This window comes from Schaalia hyovaginalis (assembly GCF_014208035.1).
Lineage (GTDB): Bacteria > Actinomycetota > Actinomycetes > Actinomycetales > Actinomycetaceae > Pauljensenia > Pauljensenia hyovaginalis.
In genome coordinates this window covers 715,636-742,634 of sequence record NZ_JACHMK010000001.1, presented here as the reverse complement: position 1 = coordinate 742,634, position 26,999 = coordinate 715,636, and the positions used below count along the sequence as shown (strand labels likewise).

General features: G+C 67.9%; 23 protein-coding genes and 1 tRNA gene. 8 read left to right on the top strand and 16 right to left on the bottom strand.

Annotated features, from left to right (window positions below; genetic code table 11):
- Position 1: 1 nt before the first annotated feature.
- From HD592_RS12460 to HD592_RS03145, 6 genes are all read right to left on the bottom strand, one after another.
- Positions 2-3,964, bottom strand: a complete 3,963-nt coding sequence (locus HD592_RS12460) for a Rib/alpha-like domain-containing protein (protein WP_184451830.1) — start codon at positions 3,962-3,964, stop codon at positions 2-4.
- Positions 3,965-4,206: 242 nt separating this feature from the next.
- A complete protein-coding gene (gene rplA, locus HD592_RS03165; RefSeq protein WP_154475152.1) occupies positions 4,207-4,923 on the bottom strand; it encodes a 50S ribosomal protein L1 in 717 nt (238 codons plus the stop codon).
- A 67-nt stretch (positions 4,924-4,990) separates the two neighbouring features.
- A complete protein-coding gene (gene rplK, locus HD592_RS03160) occupies positions 4,991-5,422 on the bottom strand; it encodes a 50S ribosomal protein L11 (RefSeq protein ID WP_184451828.1) in 432 nt (143 codons plus the stop codon).
- A 151-nt stretch (positions 5,423-5,573) separates the two neighbouring features.
- Entirely contained in the window at positions 5,574-6,323 is a 750-nt protein-coding gene (nusG, locus tag HD592_RS03155) for a transcription termination/antitermination protein NusG (RefSeq protein WP_184454394.1), read from the bottom strand.
- Positions 6,324-6,427: 104 nt separating this feature from the next.
- Positions 6,428-6,718 (bottom strand): preprotein translocase subunit SecE, encoded by a 291-nt coding sequence (gene secE / locus HD592_RS03150; protein ID WP_184451826.1) that lies wholly within the window; start codon positions 6,716-6,718, stop codon positions 6,428-6,430.
- 22 nt (positions 6,719-6,740) lie between these two features.
- A tRNA-Trp gene (locus HD592_RS03145) sits at positions 6,741-6,816 on the bottom strand.
- 138 nt (positions 6,817-6,954) lie between these two features.
- Here HD592_RS03145 and HD592_RS03140 point away from each other — a divergent pair.
- The 4 genes from HD592_RS03140 to HD592_RS03125 all read left to right on the top strand — a co-directional run bounded on the left by HD592_RS03140 (position 6,955) and on the right by HD592_RS03125 (position 11,389).
- On the top strand, positions 6,955-8,169 hold the full coding sequence (locus tag HD592_RS03140; RefSeq protein WP_184451824.1) for a pyridoxal phosphate-dependent aminotransferase: 1,215 nt from the start codon (positions 6,955-6,957) through the stop codon (positions 8,167-8,169).
- Between the two features lie 84 nt (positions 8,170-8,253).
- Complete coding sequence (locus HD592_RS03135; protein WP_184451823.1) at positions 8,254-9,291, top strand: LCP family protein; 1,038 nt, start codon at positions 8,254-8,256, stop codon at positions 9,289-9,291.
- Positions 9,292-9,464: 173 nt separating this feature from the next.
- On the top strand, positions 9,465-10,274 hold the full coding sequence (locus HD592_RS03130) for an alpha/beta hydrolase (RefSeq protein WP_184451822.1): 810 nt from the start codon (positions 9,465-9,467) through the stop codon (positions 10,272-10,274).
- On the top strand, positions 10,274-11,389 hold the full coding sequence (locus tag HD592_RS03125; protein WP_407822369.1) for an adenosine deaminase: 1,116 nt from the start codon (positions 10,274-10,276) through the stop codon (positions 11,387-11,389). Before HD592_RS03130 ends, HD592_RS03125 begins: the two co-directional genes overlap by 1 nt.
- A 6-nt stretch (positions 11,390-11,395) precedes the next feature.
- On the opposite strand, the gene HD592_RS03120 is transcribed toward HD592_RS03125, so the two are convergent.
- Entirely contained in the window at positions 11,396-12,505 is a 1,110-nt protein-coding gene (locus HD592_RS03120; protein WP_184451821.1) for a UDP-N-acetylmuramate dehydrogenase, read from the bottom strand.
- A gap of 247 nt (positions 12,506-12,752) precedes the next feature.
- Between HD592_RS03120 and HD592_RS03115 the strand changes: the two genes are divergently transcribed.
- The 3 genes from HD592_RS03115 to HD592_RS03105 all read left to right on the top strand — a co-directional run bounded on the left by HD592_RS03115 (position 12,753) and on the right by HD592_RS03105 (position 15,449).
- Complete coding sequence (locus HD592_RS03115; RefSeq protein ID WP_184451820.1) at positions 12,753-13,676, top strand: DUF5692 family protein; 924 nt, start codon at positions 12,753-12,755, stop codon at positions 13,674-13,676.
- Positions 13,677-13,818: 142 nt separating this feature from the next.
- The gene (gene galE, locus HD592_RS03110) at positions 13,819-14,853 is read left to right on the top strand and encodes a UDP-glucose 4-epimerase GalE (protein WP_184451819.1); all 1,035 of its coding nucleotides are present in this window, start codon (positions 13,819-13,821) and stop codon (positions 14,851-14,853) included.
- The gene (locus HD592_RS03105) at positions 14,850-15,449 is read left to right on the top strand and encodes a TetR/AcrR family transcriptional regulator (protein ID WP_320657561.1); all 600 of its coding nucleotides are present in this window, start codon (positions 14,850-14,852) and stop codon (positions 15,447-15,449) included. Before galE ends, HD592_RS03105 begins: the two co-directional genes overlap by 4 nt.
- Before the next feature lie 124 nt (positions 15,450-15,573).
- Here HD592_RS03105 and nagB read toward each other — a convergent pair whose 3' ends face one another.
- The 9 genes from nagB to HD592_RS03060 form a co-directional block, all read right to left on the bottom strand.
- Positions 15,574-16,347, bottom strand: a complete 774-nt coding sequence (gene nagB, locus HD592_RS03100) for a glucosamine-6-phosphate deaminase (protein WP_184451818.1) — start codon at positions 16,345-16,347, stop codon at positions 15,574-15,576.
- A gap of 57 nt (positions 16,348-16,404) precedes the next feature.
- Positions 16,405-17,823 carry an alpha/beta hydrolase gene (locus HD592_RS03095; protein WP_184451817.1) on the bottom strand — a complete coding sequence of 473 codons (1,419 nt, stop codon included), beginning with the start codon at positions 17,821-17,823 and terminating at the stop codon, positions 16,405-16,407.
- A gap of 80 nt (positions 17,824-17,903) precedes the next feature.
- Entirely contained in the window at positions 17,904-18,581 is a 678-nt protein-coding gene (locus tag HD592_RS03090) for an N-acetylmannosamine-6-phosphate 2-epimerase (RefSeq protein WP_184451816.1), read from the bottom strand.
- A gap of 53 nt (positions 18,582-18,634) precedes the next feature.
- Positions 18,635-19,576, bottom strand: coding sequence for an ROK family protein (locus tag HD592_RS03085; protein ID WP_184451814.1), 942 nt, complete (start codon positions 19,574-19,576; stop codon positions 18,635-18,637).
- Positions 19,573-20,487, bottom strand: a complete 915-nt coding sequence (locus HD592_RS03080) for a dihydrodipicolinate synthase family protein (protein ID WP_184451812.1) — start codon at positions 20,485-20,487, stop codon at positions 19,573-19,575. Before HD592_RS03080 ends, HD592_RS03085 begins: the two co-directional genes overlap by 4 nt.
- Positions 20,484-21,302 (bottom strand): ABC transporter ATP-binding protein, encoded by an 819-nt coding sequence (locus HD592_RS03075; protein WP_184454387.1) that lies wholly within the window; start codon positions 21,300-21,302, stop codon positions 20,484-20,486. The genes HD592_RS03080 and HD592_RS03075 overlap by 4 nt, the downstream gene beginning before the upstream one ends.
- On the bottom strand, positions 21,302-23,332 hold the full coding sequence (locus HD592_RS03070) for a dipeptide/oligopeptide/nickel ABC transporter permease/ATP-binding protein (RefSeq protein WP_184454385.1): 2,031 nt from the start codon (positions 23,330-23,332) through the stop codon (positions 21,302-21,304). Before HD592_RS03070 ends, HD592_RS03075 begins: the two co-directional genes overlap by 1 nt.
- Positions 23,333-23,334: 2 nt before the next feature.
- Positions 23,335-24,288 (bottom strand): ABC transporter permease, encoded by a 954-nt coding sequence (locus HD592_RS03065; RefSeq protein WP_184451810.1) that lies wholly within the window; start codon positions 24,286-24,288, stop codon positions 23,335-23,337.
- Positions 24,289-24,476: 188 nt separating this feature from the next.
- Positions 24,477-26,045 (bottom strand): ABC transporter substrate-binding protein, encoded by a 1,569-nt coding sequence (locus HD592_RS03060; protein WP_184451808.1) that lies wholly within the window; start codon positions 26,043-26,045, stop codon positions 24,477-24,479.
- Between the two features lie 186 nt (positions 26,046-26,231).
- On the opposite strand from HD592_RS03060, the gene HD592_RS03055 reads away from it, so the two are divergent.
- Positions 26,232-26,954 (top strand): FadR/GntR family transcriptional regulator, encoded by a 723-nt coding sequence (locus HD592_RS03055; protein ID WP_320657564.1) that lies wholly within the window; start codon positions 26,232-26,234, stop codon positions 26,952-26,954.
- The last annotated feature ends 45 nt before the right edge of the window (positions 26,955-26,999 follow it).

Genomic DNA, 26,999 nt, shown 5'->3' with positions numbered 1-26,999 from the left:
CTCAGTCCTCGCGACGACGGCGCTTCGCGAACATCGCTGCCGCGCCGATTCCGAGGAGGCCGAGGGCAGCCGGACCGATGAGCATGGTGTCGGCGCCCGTGATGGCGAGCTTGCCCGGGACCGAGCCCGCTGCCGCTCCGCCGCTCTGAGTTGTGGCGGCCTTGGGCGCGGTGTTCGGGTCGGTGACCTCGTCGGTGGCGTTCGGGTCGGCAATGGTCTTGCCGGAGTCGTCGACGATCGTGTTGAGCTCGTCACCGTCGGTGATGCCATCACCATCGGTATCCGGGTTCTTCGGATCGGTCGGATCACCCTTACCGTCACCGTCGTTGTCGAAGGGGTTGTGCGCGCCGGTGGTCTCATCACCGTCGTTCACCCCATCACCATCGGTATCCGGGTTCTTCGGATCGGTGCCGAGGTCGCCCTCTTCCTTGTCGGTCAGGCCATCACCGTCGGTATCCGGCTTGGTCGGATCGGTGCCGAGGTCGCCCTCTTCCTTATCCGTCAGACCATCACCATCGGTGTCGGCCGTGTTCGGATCAGTCACCGGATCGGTGGCGTTCGGGTCGGCAATGGTCTTGCCGGAGTCGTCGACGATCGTGTTGAGCTCGTCACCGTCGGTGATGCCATCACCATCGGTATCCGGGTTCTTCGGATCGGTCGGATCACCCTTACCGTCACCGTCGTTGTCGAAGGGGTTGTGCGCGCCGGTGGTCTCATCACCGTCGTTCACCCCATCACCATCGGTGTCGGGGTTGAGCGGATCGGTGCCGAGCTCCTTCTCCTCAGCATCGGTGAGGCCATCACCATCGGTGTCGGTGGTCGACTCCGTGACGGTGATCGTGAAGGTCTCCGTGTCGGTCGAGCCGTCCGGGTAGGTGTGGGCGACCGTCACGGTGATGACGTCACCAGGCTGCGCAGTGTCCGGGATCGCCACCGACACCGAACCATCGGGGTTGACGGTCGCCGTCGCACCATTGTCGGCCGTCGCCGTGGTCGCCGTGCCAGCAGGCAGCGGGTCACCCGTGTTCGGAGTCGTCACCGTCGACCCGGCCGTGCCGGTGCCGTTGTCGTAGACCGGCGTCACCGAATCGGTAATGGGTTCCTTCACCGTAATGGTGAAGGTCTCCGTCGCCGTCGTGCCATCGGGAAGCGTGACGGTCACGGTCACAGAGTAGCTGCCCGGCGTGGTGGACGTGCCGGAAATGGTGCCCGTCGTCGGATCGAAGGTCACCCCATCGGGAAGGCCCGTCACAGTCGTGTTGCCCGCCGTGAGGGTGATCGGGTGGCCGGCCTCATCGGTCGCGGTCACCGGGATGTCGGCGATCGGATCGCCAGCGGTGACCACCTGGTCGTTGATCTGGCCGATGTGGACCGCCGCGGGGGCCTCGACGGTGATCGTGAAGGTCTCCGTGTCGGTCGAGCCGTCCGGGTAGGTGTGGGCGACCGTCACGGTGATGACGTCACCAGGCTGCGCAGTGTCCGGGATCGCCACCGACACCGAACCATCGGGGTTGACGGTCGCCGTCGCACCATTGTCGGCCGTCGCCGTGGTCGCCGTGCCAGCAGGCAGCGGGTCACCCGTGTTCGGAGTCGTCACCGTCGACCCGGCCGTGCCGGTGCCGTTGTCGTAGACCGGCGTCACCGAATCGGTAATGGGTTCCTTCACCGTAATGGTGAAGGTCTCCGTCGCCGTCGTGCCATCGGGAAGCGTGACGGTCACGGTCACAGAGTAGCTGCCCGGCGTGGTGGGCGTGCCGGAAATGGTGCCCCTCGTCGGATCGAAGGTCACCCCATCGGGAAGGCCCGTCACAGTCGTGTTGTCCGCCGTGAGGGTGATCGGGTGGCCGGCCTGATCGGTCGCGGTCACCGGGACGTCGGCGATCGGATCGCCGGCGGTGACCACCTGGTCGTTGATCTGGCCGATGTGGACCGCCGCGGGGGCCTCGACGGTGATCGAGACGTTGACGGTGTCGGTCGAGTCGTCCGGGTAGGTGACGAGGACGGGGACGGTGTAAGTTCCCGCGGGCGTCGTGGTCCCGACGGTGATCGCGCCCGTTGTCGGGTCGATCGTCATGCCGGTGGGCAGGGTCTGCCCCTTAGGCGAGCCGAAGGTCGTTCCGGTGGGCGGCGTGAGCTTCTCGACCATGTCGCTCGTGCGCGGATCGTCGAAGGTCGGGGCCACAACGGTGCCGCCGGTGCCCTGAACGAAGGTGCCCGAGGTGTAGATCGGATCGAAGAGGGTGGTCTGATCCTGCGGAATCGCCGTGAAGGAGTCCTCCGCGATCGGGTAGTCCGTTCGCACGCCCGTCGCCGGGTCGATCGTGTAGAGCTTGGCGACGTAGGTGGTTGTCGTCTTCAGATCCGCCGGGACGGTGAAATCGCAGGAAACGAGTTTACCGTTCGTCGAGGGGATCTCGACGGGGCATTCCTTGAGAACCGAGCCATCGGGGGCGTACCACACGATCTGGTACTTGTTGTCGCCGAGGTCGGAGCCCGGAAGGCCCGTCGTCGTCGTGTTCACCGTGTCACCCGGCATCGCGTACTTCGTGTAGGAATCGTAGGGCGTGACGTCGAAAGTGAACTCGTCGAGGTAGAGCGCGAAGTTAGCGTTCTGGATGTTCTGCAAACTCACTGTGTCATTGGTCGCCAGGGAGGTCCACGTCGTTCCCGGGCTGAGCGCGTAGGCGGCGCTGCCGGTCGACTTGAAGGCGTTGCCGAAGTAAGGCGAGGTCTGCGCGAATCCGTCGACACCCTCAAGGTAGACGTAGGTCCAGTTGAGGTTGATGTGCTTCGGGTAGTTGTCCATCCCACGGCCGGTCGCATCCTTGTACCACGTGCCGTCGGTCGGGGAGGAGGCGATCTTGTGGAAATACTGGCTCTTCGCAGGCTCGCGCGCAAGATCGGTATAAACGAGGACGCGGTCGTCGTAGCCGGCATTGTCCCAAGCCCGCCCGTAGGTGCCGTTGAATTGCAGACGGTAGGCGCCGTTGGCATCCGTCGTCGTCTGGACGGTCTCAGCGATCCACAGGGCGGTCCGCTCGGCGGCGATCTGCTCCTTGATCCACGCCTGGAGCTTGGCCTCATCATCGTTCGTCCAGCCGATACCCCGGATGTCTTTGCCCATGTAGGCCTTGCCATCGGTGTAGATCCGCTGCAGGGCGTAGTCGGAGAGGTAGGAACCGACGACGGTGATATTCGTCGCGGCAGGATCAACGCTTCCGTTGTCCGCCGCATACAGCTGCATCGTGGCGGCACCATCATTGAAGACGTTGTTCCAGAAGACCGAGCCCGAGATGTAGCCCTGCTCGGCCGAGTAGTTGACGGAGGGATCCTGGGTGGTCGGGGTCGCGCTCATCGTCGCTGTGTCCGTGAGCGGCGCGTAGATGAAGTTGATGTTTTCCATCCGGTTCGGACCGACCGCCTGGCTCGCGCCGGCGGTAAGGTCATTGATGTTCCCATCGGGGCCAAGCTGGCTGCCCTGCCAGGAGTACCACAGGTACATCCCGTCCGGAGTCTCGGCCCAAATGCGGAACTTCTCGCCCTCAGGAAGGAGGGGATCGGCATCGAAGGAGGCCGTGGTCCCGTCCGCCTTGACAAAGTTCTTCATGACGATGTGGTAGGTGCCGTCGGCCCCGGAAAGACCGGTGTAGATCGGCGAGGCCGAGCCGTCCTTCTCGTACCACTGGGCGTAGACGCGCACGCCCTCAAGCGGCGTGGCAACGCTCGGGTTGTTCGTCTGAAGGAAGTTGCCAGCCCATTGCTTGACGACCCTTCCGTTGATGGAGTTCTGCGCATCGGTCTGGGTCGTGCCTGTGTCAATGACGTTGACGCCGTCAATGGTGAGCGCCTGCGCTGCGGGGACGGTGTTCGGGGAGAGAAGGCCGTACCCAAGAGTGAGGACGACTACGGCGGACACACCGGCGCCGAGAGCCTTCGCCTTCGATATGAATCGTGATGAGCGCACGCACCCACCATCCTTTCGATGAAACGAAATCTACGAGCTGCCCGAATCTAACGGGCACGGTTACGACCCTACAATTTCTGAAAAACTCCCGCAAGCACCGAGAGCTATCCCACTGATTATTTGGACGCCCGCGACAAGGGACCTTCATCCCTCAAGGGACTCTCTCGATCCGATTAACCCGTCGAAAACCGAGAAAAAGTGCGCACCGGGGACCATTGTCCCCGGTGCGCACCACGGAGTACTCAGGCAGCATCCTCAGACGCGAGGTTCTTCGTCTTGGTGACGTCGAGCGGAATACCCGGACCCATCGTCGTGGACACGGTGCCCTTCGAGATGTAGCGGCCCTTGGCGGACGCCGGCTTGAGACGGAGGACCTCATCGAGGACCGCCGCGTAGTTCTCAGCCAGCTGAACGGCCGAGAAGGAGGACTTGCCGACGATGAAGGCGAGATTCGCGTGCTTGTCGACGCGGAACTCGATACGACCGCCCTTGATCTCCTTGATCGCCTTCGCGACATCCATGGTGACCGTGCCGGTCTTCGGGTTCGGCATGAGACCGCGGGGGCCGAGGACGCGGCCGAGTCGGCCGACCTTGCCCATGAGATCCGGCGTCGCCACCGCAACATCGAAGTCGGTGTAGCCCTTCGCGACCTTCTCGATGAGCTCGTCGCCGCCGACCTCGTCGGCTCCGGCGTCGATCGCCTCCTGCGCGCGCTCGCCAACGGCGAAGACCAAGACCCGGGAGGTCTTGCCGGTGCCGTGCGGCAGGGAGACGGTGCCGCGCACCATCTGATCGGCCTTACGAGGATCGACACCGAGTCGGAGGACGACCTCGACGGTCGAATCGAACTTGGTGACGGTGGTCTCCTTGGCCAGCTTCATGGCCTCGAGAGGGGTGTAGAGAACGTCCGCGTGCACCTTCTCGGCCGCGGCACGGTAGCTCTTGGAGCGCTTCGTCATGCTGCTTCTTCTCCTTGCAGTCGTGGGTTCCGGGCAGCGCCTGCCCTACCACAGGGGTTTTCGGGGGTCAGTCGGTGACCGTGATGCCCATGGAGCGGGCGGTGCCGGCGATGATCTTGGCGGCGGCCTCGACATCGTTCGCGTTGAGGTCCACCATCTTCGCCTGGCCGATCTCGCGGGCCTGATCCATCGTGATGGAGCCGACCTTCGCGGTGTTCGGGGTGCCGGAGCCCTTCTGGACGCCGGCGGCCTTCTTGATCATCTCCGAGGCCGGAGGGGTCTTGAGGACGAAAGTGAAGGAACGATCCTCGTAGACGGTGATCTCGACGGGGACGATCGAGCCGCGCTGCGACTCGGTCGCGGCGTTGTACGCCTTGGTGAACTCGACGATGTTCACGCCGTGCTGGCCCAGCGCGGGGCCGACCGGCGGAGCGGGAGTAGCGGCGCCGGCTGCGATCTGAAGCTTGATCAGGCCGGTGACCTTCTTCTTCGGTGCCATGTTTCGGGTCTTTCTTGTCACGTGCCCGGGGCGGCGGCTGCCGTCCCGGCGGCGCACGGTCTCACTGGCCCGAGGGCGCAGTGAACCCAGTACGCACGAATGTTGATCCTATCGCCCACCCGGACTCCTACCCAAGTCCGGGTGCGCGACCTCACTCCTCGCGCTTGGCGACCTGATCGAAGGAGAGCTCGAGAGGAGTCTCCCGCTCGAAGATCGTGACGAGGACCTTGAGCTTCTCGGTCTCGGGCGAGATCTCCGAGATCGTCGCCTCCATGGCCTCGAAGGGGCCATCGGTGACGGTGACGATCTCGCCGACCTCGAAGGCGAGGCGGATCTGCTCCTTGACGACCTGGACGGGCTGGGCCGCGGGCCCCGCCTCTTCGAGGACGTTGAACTTCAGGAGGTCGACGACCTCATCGATGCTCAGGGGGACGGGGTTGCGCTGATCGCCGACGAAGCCCGTCACCGCAGGCGTGTCCTTGACGACGCGGTACGAGTCGTCATCGAAGTCCATGCAGACGACGACGTAGCCGGGAATGCGCACGTGGCGGACGCGCTTCTTCGCAGAGCCCTTGAACTCGGTGATGTACTCGTCCGGGACCTCGACGCGGAAGATCTTGTCCTCCATGTTCTGGCTGGCGATGCGCTGCTCGAGGTTCGCCTTCACCTTGCGCTCGTGCCCCGAGTAGGTGTGCAGCACGTACCAGTCGCCCGGGATCGCCATGATCTCGAAGCGGAAGCGCTCGAGCGGATCGGCCTGTGCGGGATCCGACTCGACGGGCGCTTCGGACTCGACCGCTGCGGCGGCCGCCTCAACCACTGCTTCCGACTGCTCAACGGCCGCCTCTTCGAGTCCTTCTCGAGCGGCTGCGGCCTCATCGTCGAATTCGACGTTCGCCATGTCCTCGTTCACGCATTCCTCCTGGCGCCGGCGCACCGGCGTGCTCGGGGCCGACGCGGTAGAAGAAACCCGCCTGCAGTCTCTGCGGGCGGGTCCGTTCGGCGTCAGCCGAAGATCAATGCATTCAGTTTACCGAATCCGAGGTCGAGAAGCCCCGTGAAAGCCATGATTGCCGCCACAAAAACGACGACGACGACGAAGTAGGTCCACGTCTCCTCGCCGGTCGGATACACGACCTTCTTCATCTCGGCGATGACCTGGGTGATGAAGATCCAGATCCGCTTGAAGACGTTCGCCTTCTTCTCATCCGGCGCGGCTTCGCCACGAGCGCGCGTCGCACCCGTCTTCGTGCGATCCTTCGGCGCCATGGCGCCGTCGGCGATCGAGTCGGCCATGATGCCCCCTTCGCTTCGACTCTGGCAGGGCAGGCGGGACTCGAACCCACAACCGCCGGTTTTGGAGACCGGTGCGCTACCAATTGCGCCACTGCCCTACTCGCGAACCTCTCGATCCGCTCGGCCAACGATACCGATGAGGCCCGCCCAGTGTCCAATCCGCACTCCCGAGGGACGAGCCGCTCGCATTCCGGCTCCCCCTTCTCGAGCGCGCACGGACGTGCGACCATAGGCCCATGAGCACAACTCCTCATTCGCGCGTGTCCGCCAGATTCGCAGCCATCACCCCCTCCGCCACGCTCGCCGTCGACGCGAAGGCGAAGGCCCTCAAGGCCCAGGGGCGCCCCGTCATCGGTTTCGGAGCGGGCGAACCCGACTTCCCGACAGCCGACTACATCGTCGAAGCGGCCGTCGCCGCCGCCCGCGAGCCCGCCATGCACCGCTACACGCCCGCATCCGGCCTTCCCGCGCTGCGCCGGGCGATCGCGGACAAGACACTGCGCGATTCGGGCTACGAGATCGACACCGCCCAGGTCCTCGTGACCAACGGCGGCAAGCAGGCCGTCTTCCAGGCCTTCGCCTCGGTCCTCGACCCCGGCGACGAGGCCCTGCTCCCCACCCCCTACTGGACGACCTACCCCGAGGTCATCAAGCTCGCCGGCGGCGTCCCCGTCACCGTTTTCGCGGGCGCCGACCAGGACTACAAGGTCACCGTCGAACAGCTCGAGGCCGCGCGCACCGAGCGCACGAAGGTCCTCCTCCACTGCTCGCCCTCGAACCCGACCGGCGCGGTCTACACGCCCGAGGAGACGATCGCGATCGGGCAGTGGGCCCTCGAGCACGGCATCTGGGTCATCACCGACGAGATCTACGAGCACCTCCTCTACGAGGACGCCGCCCCCGCCCACATCGTGCGCCTCGTCCCCGAACTCGCCGACCGGACGATCGTCCTCAACGGCGTCGCGAAGACCTACGCGATGACCGGCTGGCGCGTCGGCTGGATGGTCGGCCCCCTCGACGTCATCAAAGCGGCGACCTCCTTCCAATCCCACCTCACCTCGAACGTCTCGAACGTCGCGCAGCGCGCCGCCCTCGAGGCCGTCTCCGGCGACCTGACCGTCGTCTCCGAGATGCGCGGGGCCTTCGACCGGCGCCGCCGCACGATCGTCGACATGCTCTCTTCGATCGAAGGCTTCGAGGTGCCCGTGCCCAAGGGCGCGTTCTACGCCTATCCGAGCGTCGAAGGCGTCCTCGGCAAGCAGATCCGCGGGCGCGTGCCCACCACCTCCGCCGAGCTCGCCGACCTCATCCTCGACGAGGTCGAGGTCGCGGTGGTCCCGGGCGAGGCCTTCGGCCCCTCGGGCTTCCTCCGCCTCTCCTACGCCCTGTCCGACGCCGACCTCATCGAAGGCGTCGGACGCATTCAAGAACTGCTCGCCGAAGCGAAGTGAACTCGAAACGGCGCGACTCCGATCCCCTCACTGGTGTCGGGTCGCGCCTCGGCGCGTCCGGCCCAGGACATGGAGGAGAACGTAATGACTGAGCACCCCGCCCCGCTTCCCTCGCGCGCAGCGCTGCACGCAGCCAGACCGACGGGACGGATGAGCGGAGTGAAGAAGGCGCTTCTGATTCTCCTCGTACTCCTCCTCGTCCTGGTCGCGGGGGGCGCAGCGGCCTTCTTCGGACTCCGCCACTCGATCAACTCCCAGATCAAGCATGTGGACGTTTCCGTCTCGAAACCCTCAGCATCCCGGGCGACTCAATCCGGGCCCCAATCGAATGCTTCGGGCCCCGGGACCACCTTCCTCATCCTGGGATCGGATTCCCGCCAGTCCGGCGGCGACCCCACGAATTGGCAGGCCGGGGCTCAACGCTCCGACGTCTTGATCGTCGCTCAGATCGAGGCCGATGGGAACGGCATCAACCTCATGTCGATCCCGCGCGATTCCTGGGTCGACATCCCCGGATACGGGACGGCGAAGATCAACGCCGCCTTCTCCTACGGGGGCGCCGATCTCACGATCGCGACCGTCGAGAATCTGCTCGGGATCCACATCGACCACTTCATGATCACGGACTTCACCAGCTTCTCCGAGCTCACCGATGCTCTCGGGGGCGTCGAGCTCGACACTCCCGAGGGCCCCCGGACGATGACGGGAACCGAAGCGCTCGCATTCGTCCGCGAACGCTACTCCCTGCCCCGCGGCGACTTCGATCGCATGCAGCGCCAGCAGGCGTGGATGCGCGCGATCCTGAAGAAGGCCTTCTCGCAATCGGTCCTCACCAGCCCCGCGAAGCTCTCCCAACTCGTGTCGATTCTGACGACCTACTCCGCACTCGATCAGAACCTCAACTTCGATTCCCTGCTCGCGATCGCCTCGGGCCTGACCGGACTGCGCTCATCAGGAGTCATGTTCTTCACGATCCCCTACCTCGGGACCGCCACCTCCCAGGACGGCCAGTCGATCGTCGAGCTCGATACCGCCGCGCTGCCCGAACTCGCCCGGGCCTGGCAGTCGGGGGCGGTCGGCGAATACGTCGCGAATCATCCGAATCTCGACTCGCTGAGCTGACGGCGGGCGCCCGGAATCGGAACGGCTGCGGCCCGCCCTCCCCCGGCGGATGCCCGTCCGTTCCGCCGATTGACGCCCACCCGCCCCGCCGGCTGAGGCGCCCGCAGCCCCTCAGCTCGCGCTTCTGGCCGGAAAAGGGGGTGAAAGCGGGCGCGAGCTGCCACAATTGACGCATGGACATGCAGTACCGCCGCGCTGAAACCGATTCACCCGAGGGCACCGTCCTCCTCGCGCACGGCTACGCCGAGCACTCGGGCCGTTTCCGCCCCCTCCAAGACGCCCTCGTCACGGCCGGATACGACATCGCCTTCTACGACCACTACGGGCACGGGACTGCGCCCGGCCCGCGCTCGCGCGTCGACGTCGGGCGCCTCATCAACGATCACCTCGACGCGCGCCGCATCGTCCTCGCCCACTCGCGCACCGAGGACCTCTTCCTCTTCGGGCATTCGATGGGAGGGCTCATCACCGCGGCCTCATCCCTCCTCGACCCCCGCCGCCTCAGAGGCGTCGTCCTCACCGGCCCCGCATTCCGGCCCCTCCCGCCCGTTCCCGTCAAAGCCGCCGAAGCACTCCTCAGCGTCGCCCGCGTGGCCCCCGGCCTCGCCGCGAAACCCGCGCGCAAGCCCGACGCCCCCTCGGACCTCTCCCGGGACCCCCGGGTTCAAGAGGCCTTCGACGCCGATCCCCTCACCTACACGGGCCCGGTGCCGATCCTCACGGGTGCGACGATGGTCGTCCAGGGCGGGCGCGTCCTCGACAACGCCGGCCGCGCGAAGACGCCGATGCTCATCCTTCACGGTTCGGCCGACACCCTCGCCTCCCTCGGCGGATCGCGCGCCTTCGTCCAATCGGCCAGGGCCGCCCGCCCCGATGCCGACATCCACCTGCGGATCATCGACGGCGCCTACCACGAAGTCCTCAATGAGCCCGAAGGGCCGGGCCTCATCCGCGACATCGTCATGTGGCTGGACGAGCACTGATGCCCGCCGCTTCCGCCTCCCGCACCCGAATGGGACGAGCGGAGGCCGACGCCGCACCGAATCTCACCATCGCCCCTGCAACGCCCGAAGGGCGCCGCGACCTCGTCTCCCTTCCGAAGGCGCACCTCCACCTGCACTTCACGGGGGCGATGAGGCCCCAGACCCTCATCGATCTCGCGCGCGAGCAATCGGTGCGCCTCCCCCCGCACCTCCTCGACATCGATCCGCTCACCGTTCCCGCCGATTCACGCGGCTGGTTCCGCTTCCAGCGCTCCTACGATTCCGCGCGCCAACTCGTGCGCTCCGAATCGGCGATGCGCCGGATCGTGCGCGAAGCGGCCGAAGACGACGCCGCCGAGGGCTCGGTGCGCCTCGAGATGCAGGTCGATCCGACCTCCTACGCCCCCTGGGTGGGGGGCATCACCCCCGCCCTCGAAATCGTCTGCGACGAGGCCAAGTCCGCGACTCGCGACACCGGCGTCGAAGTCGCCATCATCGTCGCCGCCTCACGGATCCGCCATCCCCTCGACGCACGGACCCTGGCGCGCCTCGCCGCGCGCTACGCGGGCGACGGAGCGGGCGAAGTGGTCGGCTTCGGCCTGTCCAACGACGAGCGGATGGGGACGACCTCCGCATTCTCCGCCGCATTCAGGATCGCGGCCAGGGCGGGCCTGGCCTCCCTTCCCCACGGGGGCGAGCTCCTCGGCCCCGATTCCGTGCGCGAAGTGATCACGGCCCTCAAGCCCGCGCGCCTCGGGCACGGCGTGCGCACGGTCGAAGACCCGGAACTGCTCGACCGGCTCATCGAGGCCCGCATCGCCTTCGAAGTGTGCCCCACCTCGAATGTGCACCTCGGCGTCTACCACGACTTCTCAGCGGTTCCCCTGCCGGAGTTTATCTCCCGAGGAGCGACCGTCGCCCTCGGCGCCGACGACCCCCTCCTCTTCCGCTCCCGACTCCTCGACCAGTACGCGAGGGCGCGCGAGGTCTTCGACTTCTCAGACGCCACGCTCGCGAACCTGGCGAAGCAGTCGATCGACGCCTCCCTCGCCTCGGAGAGCTCCAAACGGAAATGGCACGGGCGGATCGAGGCCTGGGCGTCGTCCCGCCCCTGACCCGCACTACCAGGTGACGCCCACGCCGACGGGCTCGGGCACGAGGCGCACCCCGAAACGCTCCTCGACCCCCGCACGGACCGCGAGCGCGAGCTCGACCACCTCGGCGGCGCTCGCATCTCCCCTGTTCGTCAATGCGAGCACGTGCTTCGAGGAAAGAGCCGCCCCGCCCGCACGGGCGCCCGGCACGGCGAAGCCCTTCGCGAAGCCCGCGTGATCGATGAGCCAAGCCGCGGAGGTCTTCACCCGCCCGTCCCCTAAGGGGAAACGGGGCGCGCCCTCGGGAAGCCCCTTAGCGGCCCCGGCAGAAAGGATCGGGTTCGTGAAGAAGGAACCGGCGCTCCAGGTGTCGTGATCCGCCGGATCGACGACCATGCCCTTCGAACGCCGCAAGTCGAGGACCCCGGATCGCACGCGCCGCGCTTCAGCGCGCTCGCCGACCTCAACGCCCAGGCGATTCGCGAGCTCGCGGTACAGCACCGGCGCCGACATCGCAGAGGCCTCCAGCGCGAAGCGCGCCTCCAGCACCACCCAGCGCCCCGTCGGCCCCCACACCCGCCCGGCGGAACCCTCCTCGCGAAGCGAGCGCTTGATGAGCGAATCCCTGTACGACAGGGCGAGATCCGCGGCCGGCAGTTCCACGACAGCGCCTTCGGCCCGATCCCAGGCCCGGACGGATACCAGGCGATCCGAGACCTCATGCCCGTAAGCGCCGACGTTCTGGACCGGCGCCGCACCGACCGTGCCCGGGATCCCCGACAGGGCCTCCAGACCGGACAAGCCGCGCTCGAGGCTCCACACGACGAAGTCATCCCACACGGCGCCGGCGCTCGCCGAGACTTCGACCCGGATCGGCCCGCCCTCGGCCTGCCCCGCCGCCGCGCCCTCGGAGCGCACCGCGATCGCCGAACGCCGATCACGCACGACGACACCGGGGAAGCCGGCATCGCAGGCCAGCACATTCGAGCCCCCGCCGAGCACGAGCAAGGGCTCACCCCGCTCGTCCGCGCGCCGGATCGCCTCGACGAACCCCGCCTCATCCGCCGCCTCGACGAGCGCGCCGATCGGCCCGCCCACGCGGAAGGTCGTGAGTTCAGCGAGCGTCCTGGCGGGCATGTGCGACTCCTCAAGTTTGCGGTCCCCAGCGATTCTAGGTGGTGGCGGCGCACAGGTTCACGACATCCGGGTGATGGGCGCCTCCCCGTTGAGGACGCCCGGCCCGCCGCGCCCACCCAGCCCGCCGCGCAGGCCGGATCTTGACACTTCCGCCGATCTGACAAATGAGACCCCTCCCGGCCGCTCATACGCTGAATGACGAGCGAGGAGCGAGGGCGCTCCTCAGTGAACATGGAAGGGAGGAGTCGTGTTCCTCTTCGAGCCGATTCCCTTGACATCGTGGCTGGCGTGGTTCGGCGTCCTCGCCGCACTCATCCTCCTCAACGAGGCGAGCCGCCGCTCCCGCATCGCCGGCTGGGCCTTCTTCGTGGTCCTGCCGATCGTCCTCACGATCTTCGTGTGGCCGACGACCGCGGGACCCGGCTCCTCGACGGGCACCTGGTTCCACTGGGTGAAGGTCTACTCCGCACTCGCGGGCTGCCTCGGCTTCATGGCGATCCGCTACCGGCCCGCCCTCGCCGCCAAGAAGGCCGTCCTGATCTTCCCGCCCGCGATCCTGGCGATCAACATCCTCGAAGCGTGCATCCGCGACTTCCAGGTCGGCGCGATGAACGCGAACGGCCCGGTCGACGGCGTCTTCATGGTGTCGGGCGCCTGGAACTACATGAACGGCGTCGCCGGCCTGCTCAACCTCCTCACCATCTGCGGATGGTTCGGCATCTTCATCTCGAAGGACCGCTCCAAAGACATGGTGTGGCCGGACATGCTCTGGTTCTGGATCATCGCCTACGACCTGTGGAACTTCGCCTACGTCTACAACTGCGTCGGCGACCACTCCTTCTACGCGGGCGCCGCCCTGCTCATCTCGTGCACGATCCCCGCCTTCTTCATCAAGAAGGGCGTGTGGCTCCAGCACCGCGCCCACACCCTCGCCTTCTGGATGATGTTCACCATGGCCGTCCCCTCCTTCGTGACCGATTCGTCCTTCGCCGTCGAATCCAGCCACGACCCGGTCGCGCTCTTCACGGTGTCGGCGATCGCGCTCGCCGCGAACATCGCGGTCGCCGTCTACCAGGTGCTCACGATCGTGAAGAAGCGCCTCAACCCGCTGCGCGACGAGCTCTACACGGAGCTCGAGCCCTACAGGACGGTCGTCGCTGCCAATCGCTGAACGCCCGCCGGCCCCGTCCTCGTTCATCGACGAGGGCGGGGCTTAGCGCTCTTCGGACGGGGCCGAGTAGACTCGTCTCGGCATCACGCGGCGCCGTCGACGAATGCGCCACGGCCTCGGCTTTCGAAGAAGGAGCACAGGGATGAGCACGAAGGGGACGGTCCTCGTGACCGGAGGCGCGGGCTATATCGGTTCGCACACGATCGTCGAACTGGACGCCGCCGGATTCGAGGTCGTCGTCGTTGACGACCTGAGCAACTCCAGCCGCGCGGCCCTGTCCCGGGTCGGTGAGCTCATCGGCGCCCCCGTCACCTTCTACGAGGCCGACACGCGCGACCGCGCCGCCCTCGAGAAGATCTTCACCGCCCACCCGATCGACTCCGTCATCCACTTCGCGGGCCTCAAGGCCGTCGGCGAGTCGGTGGACAAGCCCATCGAGTACTACGACAACAACATCGCCGGGACACTCACCCTGCTCGAAGCGATGCGCGACCACGGCTGCTTCTCGATCATCTTCTCCTCCAGCGCGACCGTGTACGGCGATCCCGAGCAGATCCCCATCACCGAGGACTGCCCGAAGGGGACGCCGACCAACCCCTACGGCTGGACGAAATGGATGATCGAGCAGATCATCATCGATGCCGCGAAGGCCGATGAGCGCTGGAACGCCGTCCTGCTCCGCTACTTCAATCCGATCGGCGCGCACGTTTCAGGCCGTATCGGCGAAGACCCCAACGGCATCCCCAACAACCTCGTCCCCTACATCGCGCAGGTGGCGGTCGGCAGGCGCGAACGCGTCTGCATCTTCGGCGACGACTACCCCACCCCGGACGGCACCGGCGTGCGGGACTACATCCACGTCGTCGACCTCGCCCTCGGCCACGTCAAGGCCCTGGAGTGGATGGGCGGGCGGACGGGCTGCGAGATCTTCAACCTGGGGACCGGACGCGGCTACTCCGTCCTCGACGTCCTGCGCGCCTTCGAACGAGCCTGCGGGCACGAGATCCCCCACGTCATCGAGTCCCGCCGCCCCGGCGACATCGCGACCTGCTACTCCGACCCCGCGAAGGCCGAATCCGTCCTCGGCTGGAAGGCGCAGTTCGACATCGACCGCATGTGCGCCGATTCCTGGCGCTGGCAGTCCCAGAACCCGCAGGGCTACGGGAGCGGCGAGTGACGCTCGAGCCGCCCGGCTCGCAGGAGGCGATCGATCGCAAGAGCGGCGTTAGGACGCGCGAGGCGCTCGCCGCCGCCCTCAAGGCGGAGCTCGCCCGCACGCCCCTCGACAAGGTGTCCGTGCGCAGGCTCACGGAGGCCACCGGCATCACCCGCCAGGCCTTCTACTACCACTTCTCGGGGGTCGCCGACCTCGCCGTGTGGATGTTCAAGGCCGAGATCTCCGACCGGGTCATGGCCCACGCCACCTACGAGGAGTGGTCAGACGGGTTCCTCGAGCTGCTGCTGTGGCTCGAACGGCACAAGGAGCAGACCTACCTCTCCCTGGCGGCCCTGAGCCACGAGGAGCTCGAGCGCTTCCTCCACCGCCAGTTCCGGGCGATGACGGTCGCGATCCTCGCCGAGTTCGAGGCGGCCGCCGAGCTCGCGCCGGCCGAACGCGCATTCATCATCGACCACTTCTCGCTGCTGCCCCTCGGCCACCTGCTGCACTGGCTCGCCACCGACATGGACGCCGACCCGTACGTCCTCGTCGAGAGGATCGAGAGGATCTCCCACGGGTCCCTGGCCCGGTCGATCGGGGAATTCTCCCGCTAAAGGGCGCCGCCCGGACCGGATGCCGGCGAATGCGGTCGCCCACCGCCCCCGCGGCTCGGCGGTGAGCCGCGGGGGCGGCGGGCGACGCGGAAGCGGCGGACCGGACGAGGGGCCCGTCAGGCCCTCAGGCGTTCTCCTTCGCCCAGACCTCCTTGTAGAAGTCCTTGAGCTCGAGCTCGCCCGCAGCATCCTCGTCGAGGATCACCAGGACGTCGTCGTGGTACTGCAGCGCGGTCGCGGGCCAGCGCTGGGAGACCGCGCCCTCGATCATCTCCTTGACCGCCCGGGCCTTGCCCGCTCCGGTCGCGATGAAGACCTGGGCGCGGGCCTCCATGATCGTCCCGATGCCCTGGGTCACGCAGTGCGTCGGCACCATGTCGATATCGCCGTCGAAGAAGCGCGCGTTGTCGCGGCGGGTCTGCTCGGTGAGGACGCCGACGTGCGTGCGCGAGGACAGGGAGCCGCCCGGCTCGTTGAAGCCGATGTGCCCGTCGGAGCCGATGCCGAGGACCTGGATGTCGATCCCGCCCGCGTCCTTGATCGCCTGGTCGTAGGCGGCGGCCCCGGCATCGAGGTCATCGGCCCAGCCGTCCGGGCCGTGCGCCGCGCCCTCGGGCATGTCGACACGGCCGACGAGGTGGCGGCGGATGAAGTTCGCGTAGCCTTCGACATGATCCTTCGGGAGGCCGACGTACTCATCGAGGTTGAAGGAGCGGACCTTCGCGAAGGAGATCCGTCCCGCCTCGTAACGACGGACGAGTTCGTCGTACAGCCCGATCGGGGACGACCCGGTGGCGAGCCCGAGGACGAAGTCGGGCTTGGACCGGTACACCTCTTCGATCCGGTCCGCCGCGAGGCGCGCGATCTCCTCGGGAGTACTGACGATGGCGATTCGCATGGCGAGTCCTTTCTTGATTCATATGCGGAAGTCTGATGCGACGCGGTGGCCCGACTCTCAGGCTAGGGGCCCGGGGGCGTCTTCGAGGCAGAACCCGAAGAATGACCGCATTTCGTCTTTCACCCTCTCCCAGATGCGGGTGCCCGGAGCGGAGAGCCAGCCGTGCGTCGTACCCGGGAAGGAATGGACTTCGACTTTGACACCCGCGCGGGCGAGGTCGAAGGCCCACTCCAGCGCCTCATCCCTCAGAGGGTCCGCTGCGTTGACGAAGATCTGGAGGGGCGGGAATCCGGCGGGCAGCTCGCGCACGGGAGGATGGACCTCCCAGGGCTTGGCGTCCTGGCCGAGATAGGCCCGCCAGGAATCGACGGCGAGCTGACGCGTCCACCCGGGCCCCTCGCGGTTCTCCCAGGACGAGCGCGAGTCGAACGCCGGGTCCAAACAGGGCTCCAGCAGGATCGCCCCGCGAATCCGCTCGAGCTCGGCCGAGCCGAGGCGGCGCAGCACCTGGTTCGCCATTCCCGATCCCGCCGAATCCCCGTACAGGACGATCGGCGCATCCGGGTAGCGCTCGAATACGGCGCGGAGCGAGGCGAGCGCGTCCTCGAGCCCCGCCGGGTGGGGGTGCTCGGGAGCGAGGGCGTAGTCCGGGACGACGGTCGTCACCGCGAGATCCGAATCCGCGAAGAGCGAGGGCGTGAAGGAGCGGAGGATGTCCGCGCAGCGCCGGTCCTCGAAACGCGCGCTCCCCATGACGTACCCTCCGCCGTGGATGAGGAAGAGGACCAGCCCGGTCCGCTTCCCCGCCGGGGTCATGATCCGGTTCTCGACGCCCGCGAGCTCCTCGATGACGAGCTCGCAATCGGCCGGAGGCTCCATCGGGGGATTCATGCGCTCGCCGCGTTCGCGGGCGGTCACGAGGTCCATGCGCGGGGCCTGGGGGTTCGCCGCGAGCAGTTCGGCGATCTCCGGGAGGACCCAGGGGCGCGCGATCTCGGGTTCGGCGGCGGAATCGAGGAGTTCGCGCAGGGTCGCGGGGAGGGCGTCCTCGGCGATGAAGACCGCGGGCGCGCGCACTGCGAGGGCGCCGTCCCCGTCCTCGGCGAGGGCGGGGCCCGGTGCCGGGCGGAGGGAGGCGCGGGCCTCCTCGTCGGTGAGGAACAGGGCCCGGCAGGACGAGGGCAGCGTGCGGGCGACCGCCGCTGCGAGGCGGGAGCCGACCGCCCCCGCTCCGACGAGGACCGCGACGCCCATGGGGATGCCGTGGAGCTGCTCGACCGCGAAGGCGACGGCCGCGTCGCAGGCCGCGTCGGAGGCGGCCCCCTCAGGAGGAGCGGGGATGTCCGCGACGACGAGGCGGCGGGAATCGGCGAGCCCCTCGAGCGCATCGGCGAGGGCGAAGGCCCGGCCCGGGTCCGCGAAGGCGATGATCGCCCCCTTCTCGGGCCGGCCTGTGATGATCGCTCGGCTCCTCATCGCGCCCCTTCCTCCTTCCGGCACGGGCGTCGGGCTCGCGGGGAGCGCGGATGCCGTGCTCCCCGCGGGCCATGCGGGATTCAGCGGTTCTCGATCGCCTTCGTGAACCAGGTGGTGATGCGGGTCGGGTGGGTGATCGCCGTCCCGACGATCACGGCGAAGGCCCCCGCGTCGAGCGCGGCCGCGGCATCGGCCGGCGTGTGAACGCGGCCCTCGCAGATCACCGGCCGGTCCGGGAAGGCCGCCACGACCTCGGCCAGCAGCTCGAGATCCGGGCCCTCCGTTAGCGGGCGATCGCCCGTGTACCCGGCGAGCGTCGTCGACAGGATGTCGGCGCCGGCATCGTAGGCGTTCTTCGCGTCCTCGTAGGAGCCGCAGTCCGCCATGACGAGAGCCCCCTCGGCGTGCATGGCGGCAGTCGTCTCGGCGAAGCTCAGGCCGTCGAGGCGCGGGCGCGAGGTCGCGTCGATCGCGACGACGTCCGCTCCGGCCATCCGGCACGCCTTCGCGTGACGGAGCGAAGGCGTGATGTACACGCCCTCGTGCCCCTCCTTCCACAGGCCGATGACCGGGACCTCGACGCGGCCCTTGATGGCCGCGATGTCCGAGAGGCCCTGGCAGCGGATCGCGGCGGCCCCGCCGATCTCGGCGGCCCTGGCGATCTGCGCCATCGTTTCGGGGTTGCGCATCGGCTCGCCCGGGTAGGCCTGGACGGAGACGATGAGCTTCCCGCGCAGTCCTTCGATGATCGGATGCATGTCGGTGTTCCTTCTTTCAGATGGGTCGCGATGACGGCGGCTCGGGCGCGCCGCTAGTTCTGAGGCGCGGGGCCACGACGATTGAGGAAGTGGAGGACCGCCCCGAGGAGCGGGGCGTCACCGCCCAGTGTCCCGGGCACGATGCCGATATCGGCGACCGCGTTCATCGCCTGCTCGGCGTAGCCCTTCTTGACGGCCTCCCACCAGAGCGGGCCCGAACGCGTCATCGATCCCGACAGGACGATAAGGGAGGGATCCAGGCAGTTCGCGAGGGAGCCGAGGCACTCGCCGATCGCCCACCCGGATTCGGTGAAGCAGGCGCTCGCGAGCCCGTGCCCCGAATCGGCGAGCGCCTGAAGCTCCCGGCCGTTCGCCGCTGCGGGATCGCCCGGGCCGCGCCGGGACTCGTACCAGGCGGTGATGCCCGAACCGGAGCAGAAGGCCTCGATATGGCCCTCGCGCCCGCAGGAGCAGGGCATCCCCGCTCCGAGGGGGTGATGGACGTGGCCGAAGTGACCCGCGAGGAAGTGATCGCCGAGGGCGGGCTCGCCTCCGACGACGAGCGCCCCGCCGATCCCCGTGCCGACCGCGAGCACCAGCACCGTCTCCCGGCCGCATCCCGCGCCGAGAAGCGCCTCGCCGAGCCCGTGGGCGTGGACGTCGTTGAGGATCTCGACGGCGCCCGCGCCGCTCGCCTCACGCAGGATGCGCGCGAGCTCGGTGCCGCCCCAGCCCGGCATCGTGTTCGTCGCCGACACGATCCGCCCCGCCTCGGGATCGACGACCCCGGCGCTGGCGACGGCGATCCCCTCGATATCGGGGCGGGCGCCGAGGACGCGGGCCGCCTCGGCTCCGATGCGTCGGGCGACCGCGGCCCCGCCCTCGTGCGCGAGGGTCGCGATCTCCCCGCGCTCCTCGACGGCCAGGTCCTGCGCGCGGACGACCGCCCAAGCGACCTTCGTGCCGCCGATGTCGAGGGCGAGGAGGGCGCTCACGAGTCCAGACCGGCCTCGCGCAGGACCTTCTCGACCCACGCGTAGTTCTCACCCGCGAGCGCCTTGACCGGACGCGGCATCTCGTTGGACTCGAAGACGCCGAGCGCCTTGAGGGCCGCCTTGAAGGCGCCGACGCCCGCGCCGAAGCCCTGGACGCCCTTGACCTGGACGATGCGCATGAGGTCCGCGAGACGGTCCTGTTCGGCGCGCACAGCGGCCCAATCGCCCGCCCGGTAGGCGTTCCACTGGCGGACGTAAGCCGCCGGGTCGATGTTGCCCAGGCCGGGGACGCAGCCGTCGGCCCCCGACATGTAGGCGCCGTCGACGACGACCTCATGGCCGGTGAGCAGGCTGAGCGGGTGGCCGATCCTCTCGTTGGCCAGGGCGAGCCAGCGGAAGGCGACGTCGTCGCCGGAGGAGTCCTTGACGCCCTGGAGGACGCCCTCGGCGCCGAGCTCGAGGAGCAGGGGGTTCGAGAGCTTCCAATGGACGCACACCGGGATGTCGTAGGCGAAGAGGGGCAGGCCCGTCTCCTGGCGCAGGATCCGGAAGTGCTCGGCCACCTCGGCCTCGCCCTGCAGGGCGTAGAAGGGCGCGGTCGCCACGATCGCATTCGCGCCGAGGGCCTCGGCGCGGCGCATGTGCGCCAGAACGCGTTCCGTTTCCGTGTCGATGACGCCGGCCAGGACCGGGATCCTGCCGTCGACGATGCGCAGGGCCTCCTCGAGGACCTGATCGCGGCGCGCGTCGCCCGAGAAGGCGACCTCGCCGCTCGAACCGTTGACGAAGAGGCCGTGGATGCCCGCCTCGAGCATCCGGTCGATGTGGCGTTCGAGCGAGGGGATGTCGAGAGCGCCGTCCTTCAGGGGGACGACGAGCGGGGGGACGACTCCCGTGATGGGGGGGTTCATGCGATTCCTTCGATCGTGGGGTGGAGGAGCGAGGGAGCGGCTCCCAGGAGGGTGCGGGTGTAGGGGTCGCGCGGATTCGCGAGGAGCTCGGCGGCGGGGCCCTCCTCGACGACGACGCCGGCGTTCATGACTGCGATCCGGTCCGAGATGTAGCGGACCGTCTGGATGTCATGGGAGATGAAGACCATCGCGAGGTCGAGCTCGCGCTTGAGGTCCATGAGGAGGTTGAGCACCTGGGCGCGGACCGACACGTCGAGCGCGGAGGTCGGCTCGTCGGCGATGATCGCGTCCGGGCCGACCGCGAGCGCCCGGGCGATCGCGACCCTCTGGCGCTGGCCGCCCGAGAGCTGACCGGGCAGGGTGTCGAGCGCCGAGACGGGCAGGCCCACCATCGAGATGAGCTCGTGGACCCGCTTCATCCGTTCTGCCTCGGTGCCGATCCCGTGGACGCGCATCGGGTCGGCGAGCTGGTCGCGGACGACCATGCGGGGGTTGAGGGCCGTCGCCGGGTCCTGGAAGACGACCGAGACGACCCGGCCGATGCGCCTGCGCGACTCGGCGGTCCGCTTCGTCACCTCCTCGCCCTTGAAGAAGACCTTGCCGGAGGTCGGGGCGACGAGGCCGCACATGACGTTCGCGGTCGTCGACTTGCCGCAGCCGGACTCGCCGACGATCCCGAGCGTCTGGCCCTTCTCGACGCGCATGGTCACGCCGCGCACGGCCTTGACCTGGTTCGGGCGGAACAGGGAGCCCGTCCTGGAGGCGAAGGTGACGTGGACGTCCTGGAGTTCGATGATCGGGGTGGTCTCGCTCATCATTCAGCCTCCTTCGCGCCGACGAGGGCGCCCGGCTCGGGCGGCAGGGCCGCGTAGACGTGATCGGGTCCGACCTCGGTGAGAACCGGGCGGATGTCGAGGCCGTAGTCCGGGTGCGAGCTCCGCGGGGCGAAGCGGTCGCCCTTGGGGAAGTCCCTCGGCGAGGGGACCGCGCCGGGCACCTGGTGGAGCCTGCCCTTGCCCGCCTCGATCGAGAGGACCGCGCCGAGGAGGCCGCGCGTGTACTCGTGCGTCGGATTCATGAGGAGCTCGGAGGTCGGCCCCTGCTCGACGACCTGGCCCGCGTACATCACCGTGATCGAGTGGGCGACCTCGGCGACGAGGGCGATGTCGTGGGAGACGAAGATCATCGCGAAGCCGAGCTTCTCGCGCAGGTCGTTGAGGAGGGCGATCACCTGCTTCTGGACGGTCACGTCGAGGGCCGTGGTCGGCTCGTCGGCGATGATGAGCTTCGGGTCGCGGGTGAGGGCCATGGCGATGAGGACGCGCTGGCGCTGGCCGCCCGAGAGCTCGTGCGGGTAGGACTCGAGGGTCCGCTTCGGGTCGAGGCCGACGAGCTCGAGGAGCTCTTCGGCGCTCCGGGTGCCGCCGCGGCTGGTCAGCTGCTTCATCTGCGCCTTGATGAGCATGGCCGGGTTGAGCGAGGAGAGGGCGTCCTGGTAGATCATCGCCATCTCGTTGCCGAGGAGCCCCTGGCGCTCCTCCGGCTTCATCTCCAGGAGGTTCCTCCCCTGGTAGAGGATCTCCCCCGCGAGCTTCGCCTTGGGGCTGATGAGCCCCATGATCGACAGGGCGGTGATCGACTTGCCGCACCCGGACTCGCCGACGAGGCCCATCGTCTCGCCGGGCTTGACGGCGAAGGAGACGCGGTCGACGACGTCGACCTCCCCGTGGTTGGGGAAGCGGATGCTCAGGTTCTTCACCTCGAGGAGCGGGGCGGCCCCGGATGCCGGGGCGAAACGGTCGTCGCGCTTCTCCTCGACGCTCTCGAGGGCGTCGAGGCTGGCCTGGAGGGACTCGGCCTGCTCGGCGTGCGCGCGGCGCGGATCGAGGAGGAGGCGGTCGGCCTCGCGCTCGGAATCGGAGGAGACCTGGGCGACGGCAGGGCCCTTCGGGGCGGCGACCATGGCGTCGGTGATGCCCTCGGAGAGGATGTTGAGGCAGAGGACGGTCGCGGTGATGAACATGCCCGGGAAGAAGGCGGTCCACCACTTGCCGAGCATGACCGACAGGTTCGAGGAGGCTTCGGACAGGACGTTGCCCCAGGTCGGGACCATCGTCGCGGGCAGTCCCGAGCCGATGAAGGTCAGGGACGCCTCGAGGATGATCGCGTCGGCGACGAGGACCGTCGCGAAGACGAGGACGGGGGCCGCGGTGTTGCGCATGACGTGCTTGACGAGGATCCAGGGCGCCCTCGCGCCCGAGACGACGACCGCGCGGACGTAGTCCTCGCCGTAGGCCGCCATGACGTTCGCCCTCACGATCCTCGCGAGCTGGGGGATGTAGACGAAGGCGATGGAGGCGATGATGACGGCGACGAGGCCGATGGTGTTGCCCGAGGACTGCAGCGCGCGGCCGAAGACGAGGACCGTGACGGCGGCCATCGCGATGCCGGGGACGGCCATGATGACGTCGAGGATGCGCATGATGAGTTCGGCGAGCGATTTGCGGACGACCGCGGCGATCGAGCCGATGATCGCGCCGAAGAGGAGGGCGATGAGCATCGAGAACAGGCCGATGAGCATCGAGTAGCGCCCGCCGTACAGGACGCGCGCGAGGATGTCGCGGCCGATGTGATCGGTGCCGAAGAGGTGGGCGGCGCTCGGGGCCTCCCACTTCGTGAAGATCTCCTCGGGGGAGTACGGGGAGATGACGGGCGCGAGGAAGGACACGAGGATGACGAGGGCGAGGACGAGGATCGAGATCTTCGATCCGAGCGACATCGCCGAGATCCGCGTGAAGCGCGAGCCCGGGCGCGTGACCTTGTCGAGTTTGAGCTTCTGATTCATCATCACACCGATCGGATTCGCGGGTTAATGAGCAGGTAGAGCATGTCGACGATGATGTTGACGACGATGAACGCGATCGCGACGACGAGCGCCCCGCCCTGGACGAGGGTCACCCAGTTCTGCTGGATGCCCTTGAGGAGGACCGCCTTGCCCATGCCGTCGATCGAGAAGATGATCTCGATGACGACCGCGCCGCCCATGAGGTAGCCGATCCTCAGGCCGAGGACGGTCACGGGGGTGATGAGCGCGTTGCGCAGGACGTTGCGGGCGACGACGATCCACTTCGGGATGCCCGCGCCGAGGGCCGTGCGGACGTAGTCGCGGTCCAGCTCCTCGACCATCGAGGTGCGCACGACCCGGGTCATCTGGCCGACGACGGGGACGGCGAGGGCGATGGAGGGCAGCAGCATGCGCAGGAACCAGCCGAGGGGGTCGTCGCTGAAGTGCGGGAGCGCGCCTGAGACGGGGAGCTTCTGGACGAAGGCCATGACGAGGAGGGCTGCGAGCCAGAAGGAGGGGGTTCCGATCGAGATGACGGAGAAGACGCGGATCAGCTGGTCGGGCCAGGAGTCCCGGTGGAGGGCCGCGAGCACGCCGAGCGGGAAGGAGATGAGGATCGCGAAGAGCAGACCGAGGAAGGTGAGCTGCATGGTGATCGGGAGCGCGGTGCCGATGAGGTCGGAGACCCTGTTGCCGGTGCCGACCCCGTAGGTGCCGAGGTCCCCGTGGAGCATCCCGAGGAGGTAGTTGCCGTACTGGACGAGCAGCGGGTCCTTGAGCCCGTGCTCGATGCGGTAGGCCTCGAGGGCTTCGGGGCTCGCCGTTTCACCGAGTGCCGAGTAGGCCGGATCGATCGGCGAGAGCGACATGATGAAGAAGACGAGGGCGGAGACGCCGATGATCATGATCGGCAGGGCGAGCAGGCGCCGCCCGATGAGTCTCAATAGATTGTTCACTGCTTCACTCCTGGAGACGGCACGGCTTCACTCCTCATTCGTTCGTCCCGCAGCATGAAGGAGGGGCGGCGGCGCGCACCGCCCCTCCTTCATGCGTTCCGGTTGTCGTTCCGGCCGGGCCCGGTCCTCATCGCGGCCCGGATCGTTTCGGCGATCGGGGGCCGAGGACGCCCCTGGCCGGTTTCAGCTCATTTGACCTTGACGTCGATGAGCTGGATGCCCGTCGCCGCGATCGACTTGAAGCCGTCGAGCTTCTCGCCGTTGTACGCGGTGAGCATGTTCTTGTGGAAGAGCGGGTAGAGGACCGCCTGCTCGGCGAGGAGGTCCTGGGCCTCGCCCCACTTCTGCTTCGCGGCGTCGCCGTCGAGCTGGAGCGCCTCGTTGAAGAGGGCCTGGAAGGCCTGGAAGGTGTCCGGATCGGACTTCTGCCAGAAGGTGCGCTTCTGGGTCCAGACGTTGTCGCCGTTCCACCACGAGAGGATGATGCCCGGATCGGCGCCGAAGACCGAGGGGTCGCCGGGGGCGAGGACGATGTCGTAGGTCGGCTCGTCGACGTCGGTGACGTTCGAGTAGAGGTCGGCCGAGGCCATCGGCGAGTGGTTGACGGTCAGGCCGAGGGCCTCGAGGTCGGACTTGATCTGCGGGACGAGGTTGGTGACCCACGGGTGGTCGGTCGTCACGAGGTTGATCGTGAGGCCGGAGACGCCCGCCTCGGCGAGGAGCGCCTTCGCGCCCTCGAGATCGTAGGAGAGCTGGGTCGCGGTCTTCTTGTAGGCCGGGTTGGACTCGGGGAGGAAGGAGGTCGCCTCGACGGCCTCGCCCTCCATGCCGACCTCGATGAGCTTCTTCTTGTCGATCGCCTTGTGGATCGCCTGGCGGACCTTCGCGTCGTTGAAGGGGGCCTTCATCGTGTTGAACATGAGGAAGGGGTTGCCGTAGCCGGGCACGGAGTCGACCGTCCAGCCGGCGGCCTTGAGCTGCTCGGTCGCAGAGGCGGGAACCGCCTCCATGACATCGGTCGTGCCGTCGAGGGCCGCGGCGAGGCGCGCGGAGTCGTCCTTGAGGACGTGCCAGCGAAGGGTCTTGACGGTGGCCGGGTGAGCGCCGTTGTAGAACTCGTTGGGCACCGCGGTGATCTCGGTCGGCGTGATCGTCTCGTACTTGTAGGGGCCGGTGCCGATCGGGTGCGCCTTGAGCTCGTCGTCGTTCATGGCGGTCGGAACGACCTTCATGTCCGCGAAGCGGGCGGCGACGTTGGCGAAGGGGTAGTTGAGCTCGACGGTGATCGTCTTGTCGTCCTTGGCGGTCACGGACTTCACGAAGTCGAAGAACTGGCCGTAGATCGAGCCCTCGGCGGTCGTGCGGCCGTAGGAGCTCAGGACGTCCTCGGTGGTGACCTCCTTGCCGTCGGAGAACTTCGCGCCGTCGCGGAGGGTGATCTCGTAGACGGTGTCGGAGACCGCCACCGGGTCGCCGCTCGCGAGGGCGGGGAAGGCCTCATAGGTGGACATGTCGAGCTGGTAGAGGCCTTCGAGGACCTGGAGGTTCGATCCGACGGCGAGCGCCGAGGAGGTGATCGAGCTGTAGTCGGTGGTCTCGTAGGCGACGCCGGCGTTGATCTCGCCGCCGAGTCCGGTCGCGGCGGTGTCGCCGCTGGCCGCGGCATCCGTCGTGGATCCGCCGCCGCAGGCGGCGAGGGTCAGTGCGGCCGTCGCCATGAGGGCGACGCCCCCGGCCCAGCGCTTTCCAATCCGCATGGGTTCTCTCCTCATCATCGAGTGTCGAACGGTCACGAGGGGATGTCTCGCTTCCGATAGGATCACCATATGTTGTCTGACAACTTCGCGCAAGCGGTTTTCCGCACGAAAGGGGTCCGCGCAATGCATCAATTTGATAACGGCGGCGCCCGCCCACGGGATCATGCGGCTGATACCCTCTCAAAGGTGCCGAACTCGACGCCCGAAGGCCCTTCAGCGAACCGCTCCGCAATGACGATGGACGCGATCAAGCGCTACATCCTCGCCCACGAGCTTCAAACCGGGGACCCCCTGCCCACCGAGGCCGAACTGTGCGCGGACCTCGGCGTCTCGCGCTCCTCCGTGCGCGAGGCCATGCGCAAACTCGACGCGCTCGACATCGTCCACTCCCGGCGGGGATCGGGGAGCTACGTCGGCGCGATGTCCCTCGACCCGCTCGTCGAGACCCTCATCCTCCGCTCCGCCCTCGACGCCGGCGACGGCTACAAGTCCCTCGCCGAAGTCGTCGACATCCGCAAGGCGCTCGACCTCGGCATCGGCGTCGACCTCGTCGCGGCCATGAGGGGCACGCGCAACCCGGAGCTCCGACGCTGCGTCGCCGACATGCGCGAGCACGCGGAGAAGGGCGAGAGCTACTACGAACAGGACATCGACTTCCACCTCGGGCTCTTGCACTACCTCGACAACAGGATCCTGAGCCAGCTCACCTCGGCCATGTGGCTCATCCACCGGACCGTCGGCCCCACCCTGCGCCGAGCCGGGCGCGAAGCCTCCCTGCTCACGGCCGCGGCCCACGACGCGATTCTCGACGCCTGCGAGAAGGGCGACCTCGACGACTACTACGCCGCCGTCGAACTCCACTACACCCCCCTGCGCGACCTCCTCGACCAGCCCGAATCGGACGAGTGATCGCGCGCGCCGAGGGCCCCGCGATCGACGGCGCCCCGATGACGC

What these genes read in the sequence shown, in the direction of transcription:
- rplA (WP_154475152.1), bottom strand. Translation starts at nt 4,923, where the DNA reads ATGACGAAGCGCTCCAAGAGCTACCGTGCCGCGGCCGAGAAGGTGCAC.
- rplK (WP_184451828.1), bottom strand. Translation starts at nt 5,422, where the DNA reads ATGGCACCGAAGAAGAAGGTCACCGGCCTGATCAAGCTTCAGATCGCA.
- nusG (WP_184454394.1), bottom strand. Translation starts at nt 6,323, where the DNA reads ATGGCGAACGTCGAATTCGACGATGAGGCCGCAGCCGCTCGAGAAGGA.
- secE (WP_184451826.1), bottom strand. Translation starts at nt 6,718, where the DNA reads ATGGCCGACTCGATCGCCGACGGCGCCATGGCGCCGAAGGATCGCACG.
- HD592_RS03140 (WP_184451824.1), top strand. Translation starts at nt 6,955, where the DNA reads ATGAGCACAACTCCTCATTCGCGCGTGTCCGCCAGATTCGCAGCCATC.
- HD592_RS03135 (WP_184451823.1), top strand. Translation starts at nt 8,254, where the DNA reads ATGACTGAGCACCCCGCCCCGCTTCCCTCGCGCGCAGCGCTGCACGCA.
- HD592_RS03130 (WP_184451822.1), top strand. Translation starts at nt 9,465, where the DNA reads ATGGACATGCAGTACCGCCGCGCTGAAACCGATTCACCCGAGGGCACC.
- HD592_RS03125 (WP_407822369.1), top strand. Translation starts at nt 10,274, where the DNA reads ATGCCCGCCGCTTCCGCCTCCCGCACCCGAATGGGACGAGCGGAGGCC.
- HD592_RS03120 (WP_184451821.1), bottom strand. Translation starts at nt 12,505, where the DNA reads ATGCCCGCCAGGACGCTCGCTGAACTCACGACCTTCCGCGTGGGCGGG.
- galE (WP_184451819.1), top strand. Translation starts at nt 13,819, where the DNA reads ATGAGCACGAAGGGGACGGTCCTCGTGACCGGAGGCGCGGGCTATATC.
- nagB (WP_184451818.1), bottom strand. Translation starts at nt 16,347, where the DNA reads ATGCGAATCGCCATCGTCAGTACTCCCGAGGAGATCGCGCGCCTCGCG.
- HD592_RS03095 (WP_184451817.1), bottom strand. Translation starts at nt 17,823, where the DNA reads ATGAGGAGCCGAGCGATCATCACAGGCCGGCCCGAGAAGGGGGCGATC.
- HD592_RS03090 (WP_184451816.1), bottom strand. Translation starts at nt 18,581, where the DNA reads ATGCATCCGATCATCGAAGGACTGCGCGGGAAGCTCATCGTCTCCGTC.
- HD592_RS03080 (WP_184451812.1), bottom strand. Translation starts at nt 20,487, where the DNA reads ATGAACCCCCCCATCACGGGAGTCGTCCCCCCGCTCGTCGTCCCCCTG.
- HD592_RS03075 (WP_184454387.1), bottom strand. Translation starts at nt 21,302, where the DNA reads ATGAGCGAGACCACCCCGATCATCGAACTCCAGGACGTCCACGTCACC.
- HD592_RS03070 (WP_184454385.1), bottom strand. Translation starts at nt 23,332, where the DNA reads ATGAATCAGAAGCTCAAACTCGACAAGGTCACGCGCCCGGGCTCGCGC.
- HD592_RS03060 (WP_184451808.1), bottom strand. Translation starts at nt 26,045, where the DNA reads ATGCGGATTGGAAAGCGCTGGGCCGGGGGCGTCGCCCTCATGGCGACG.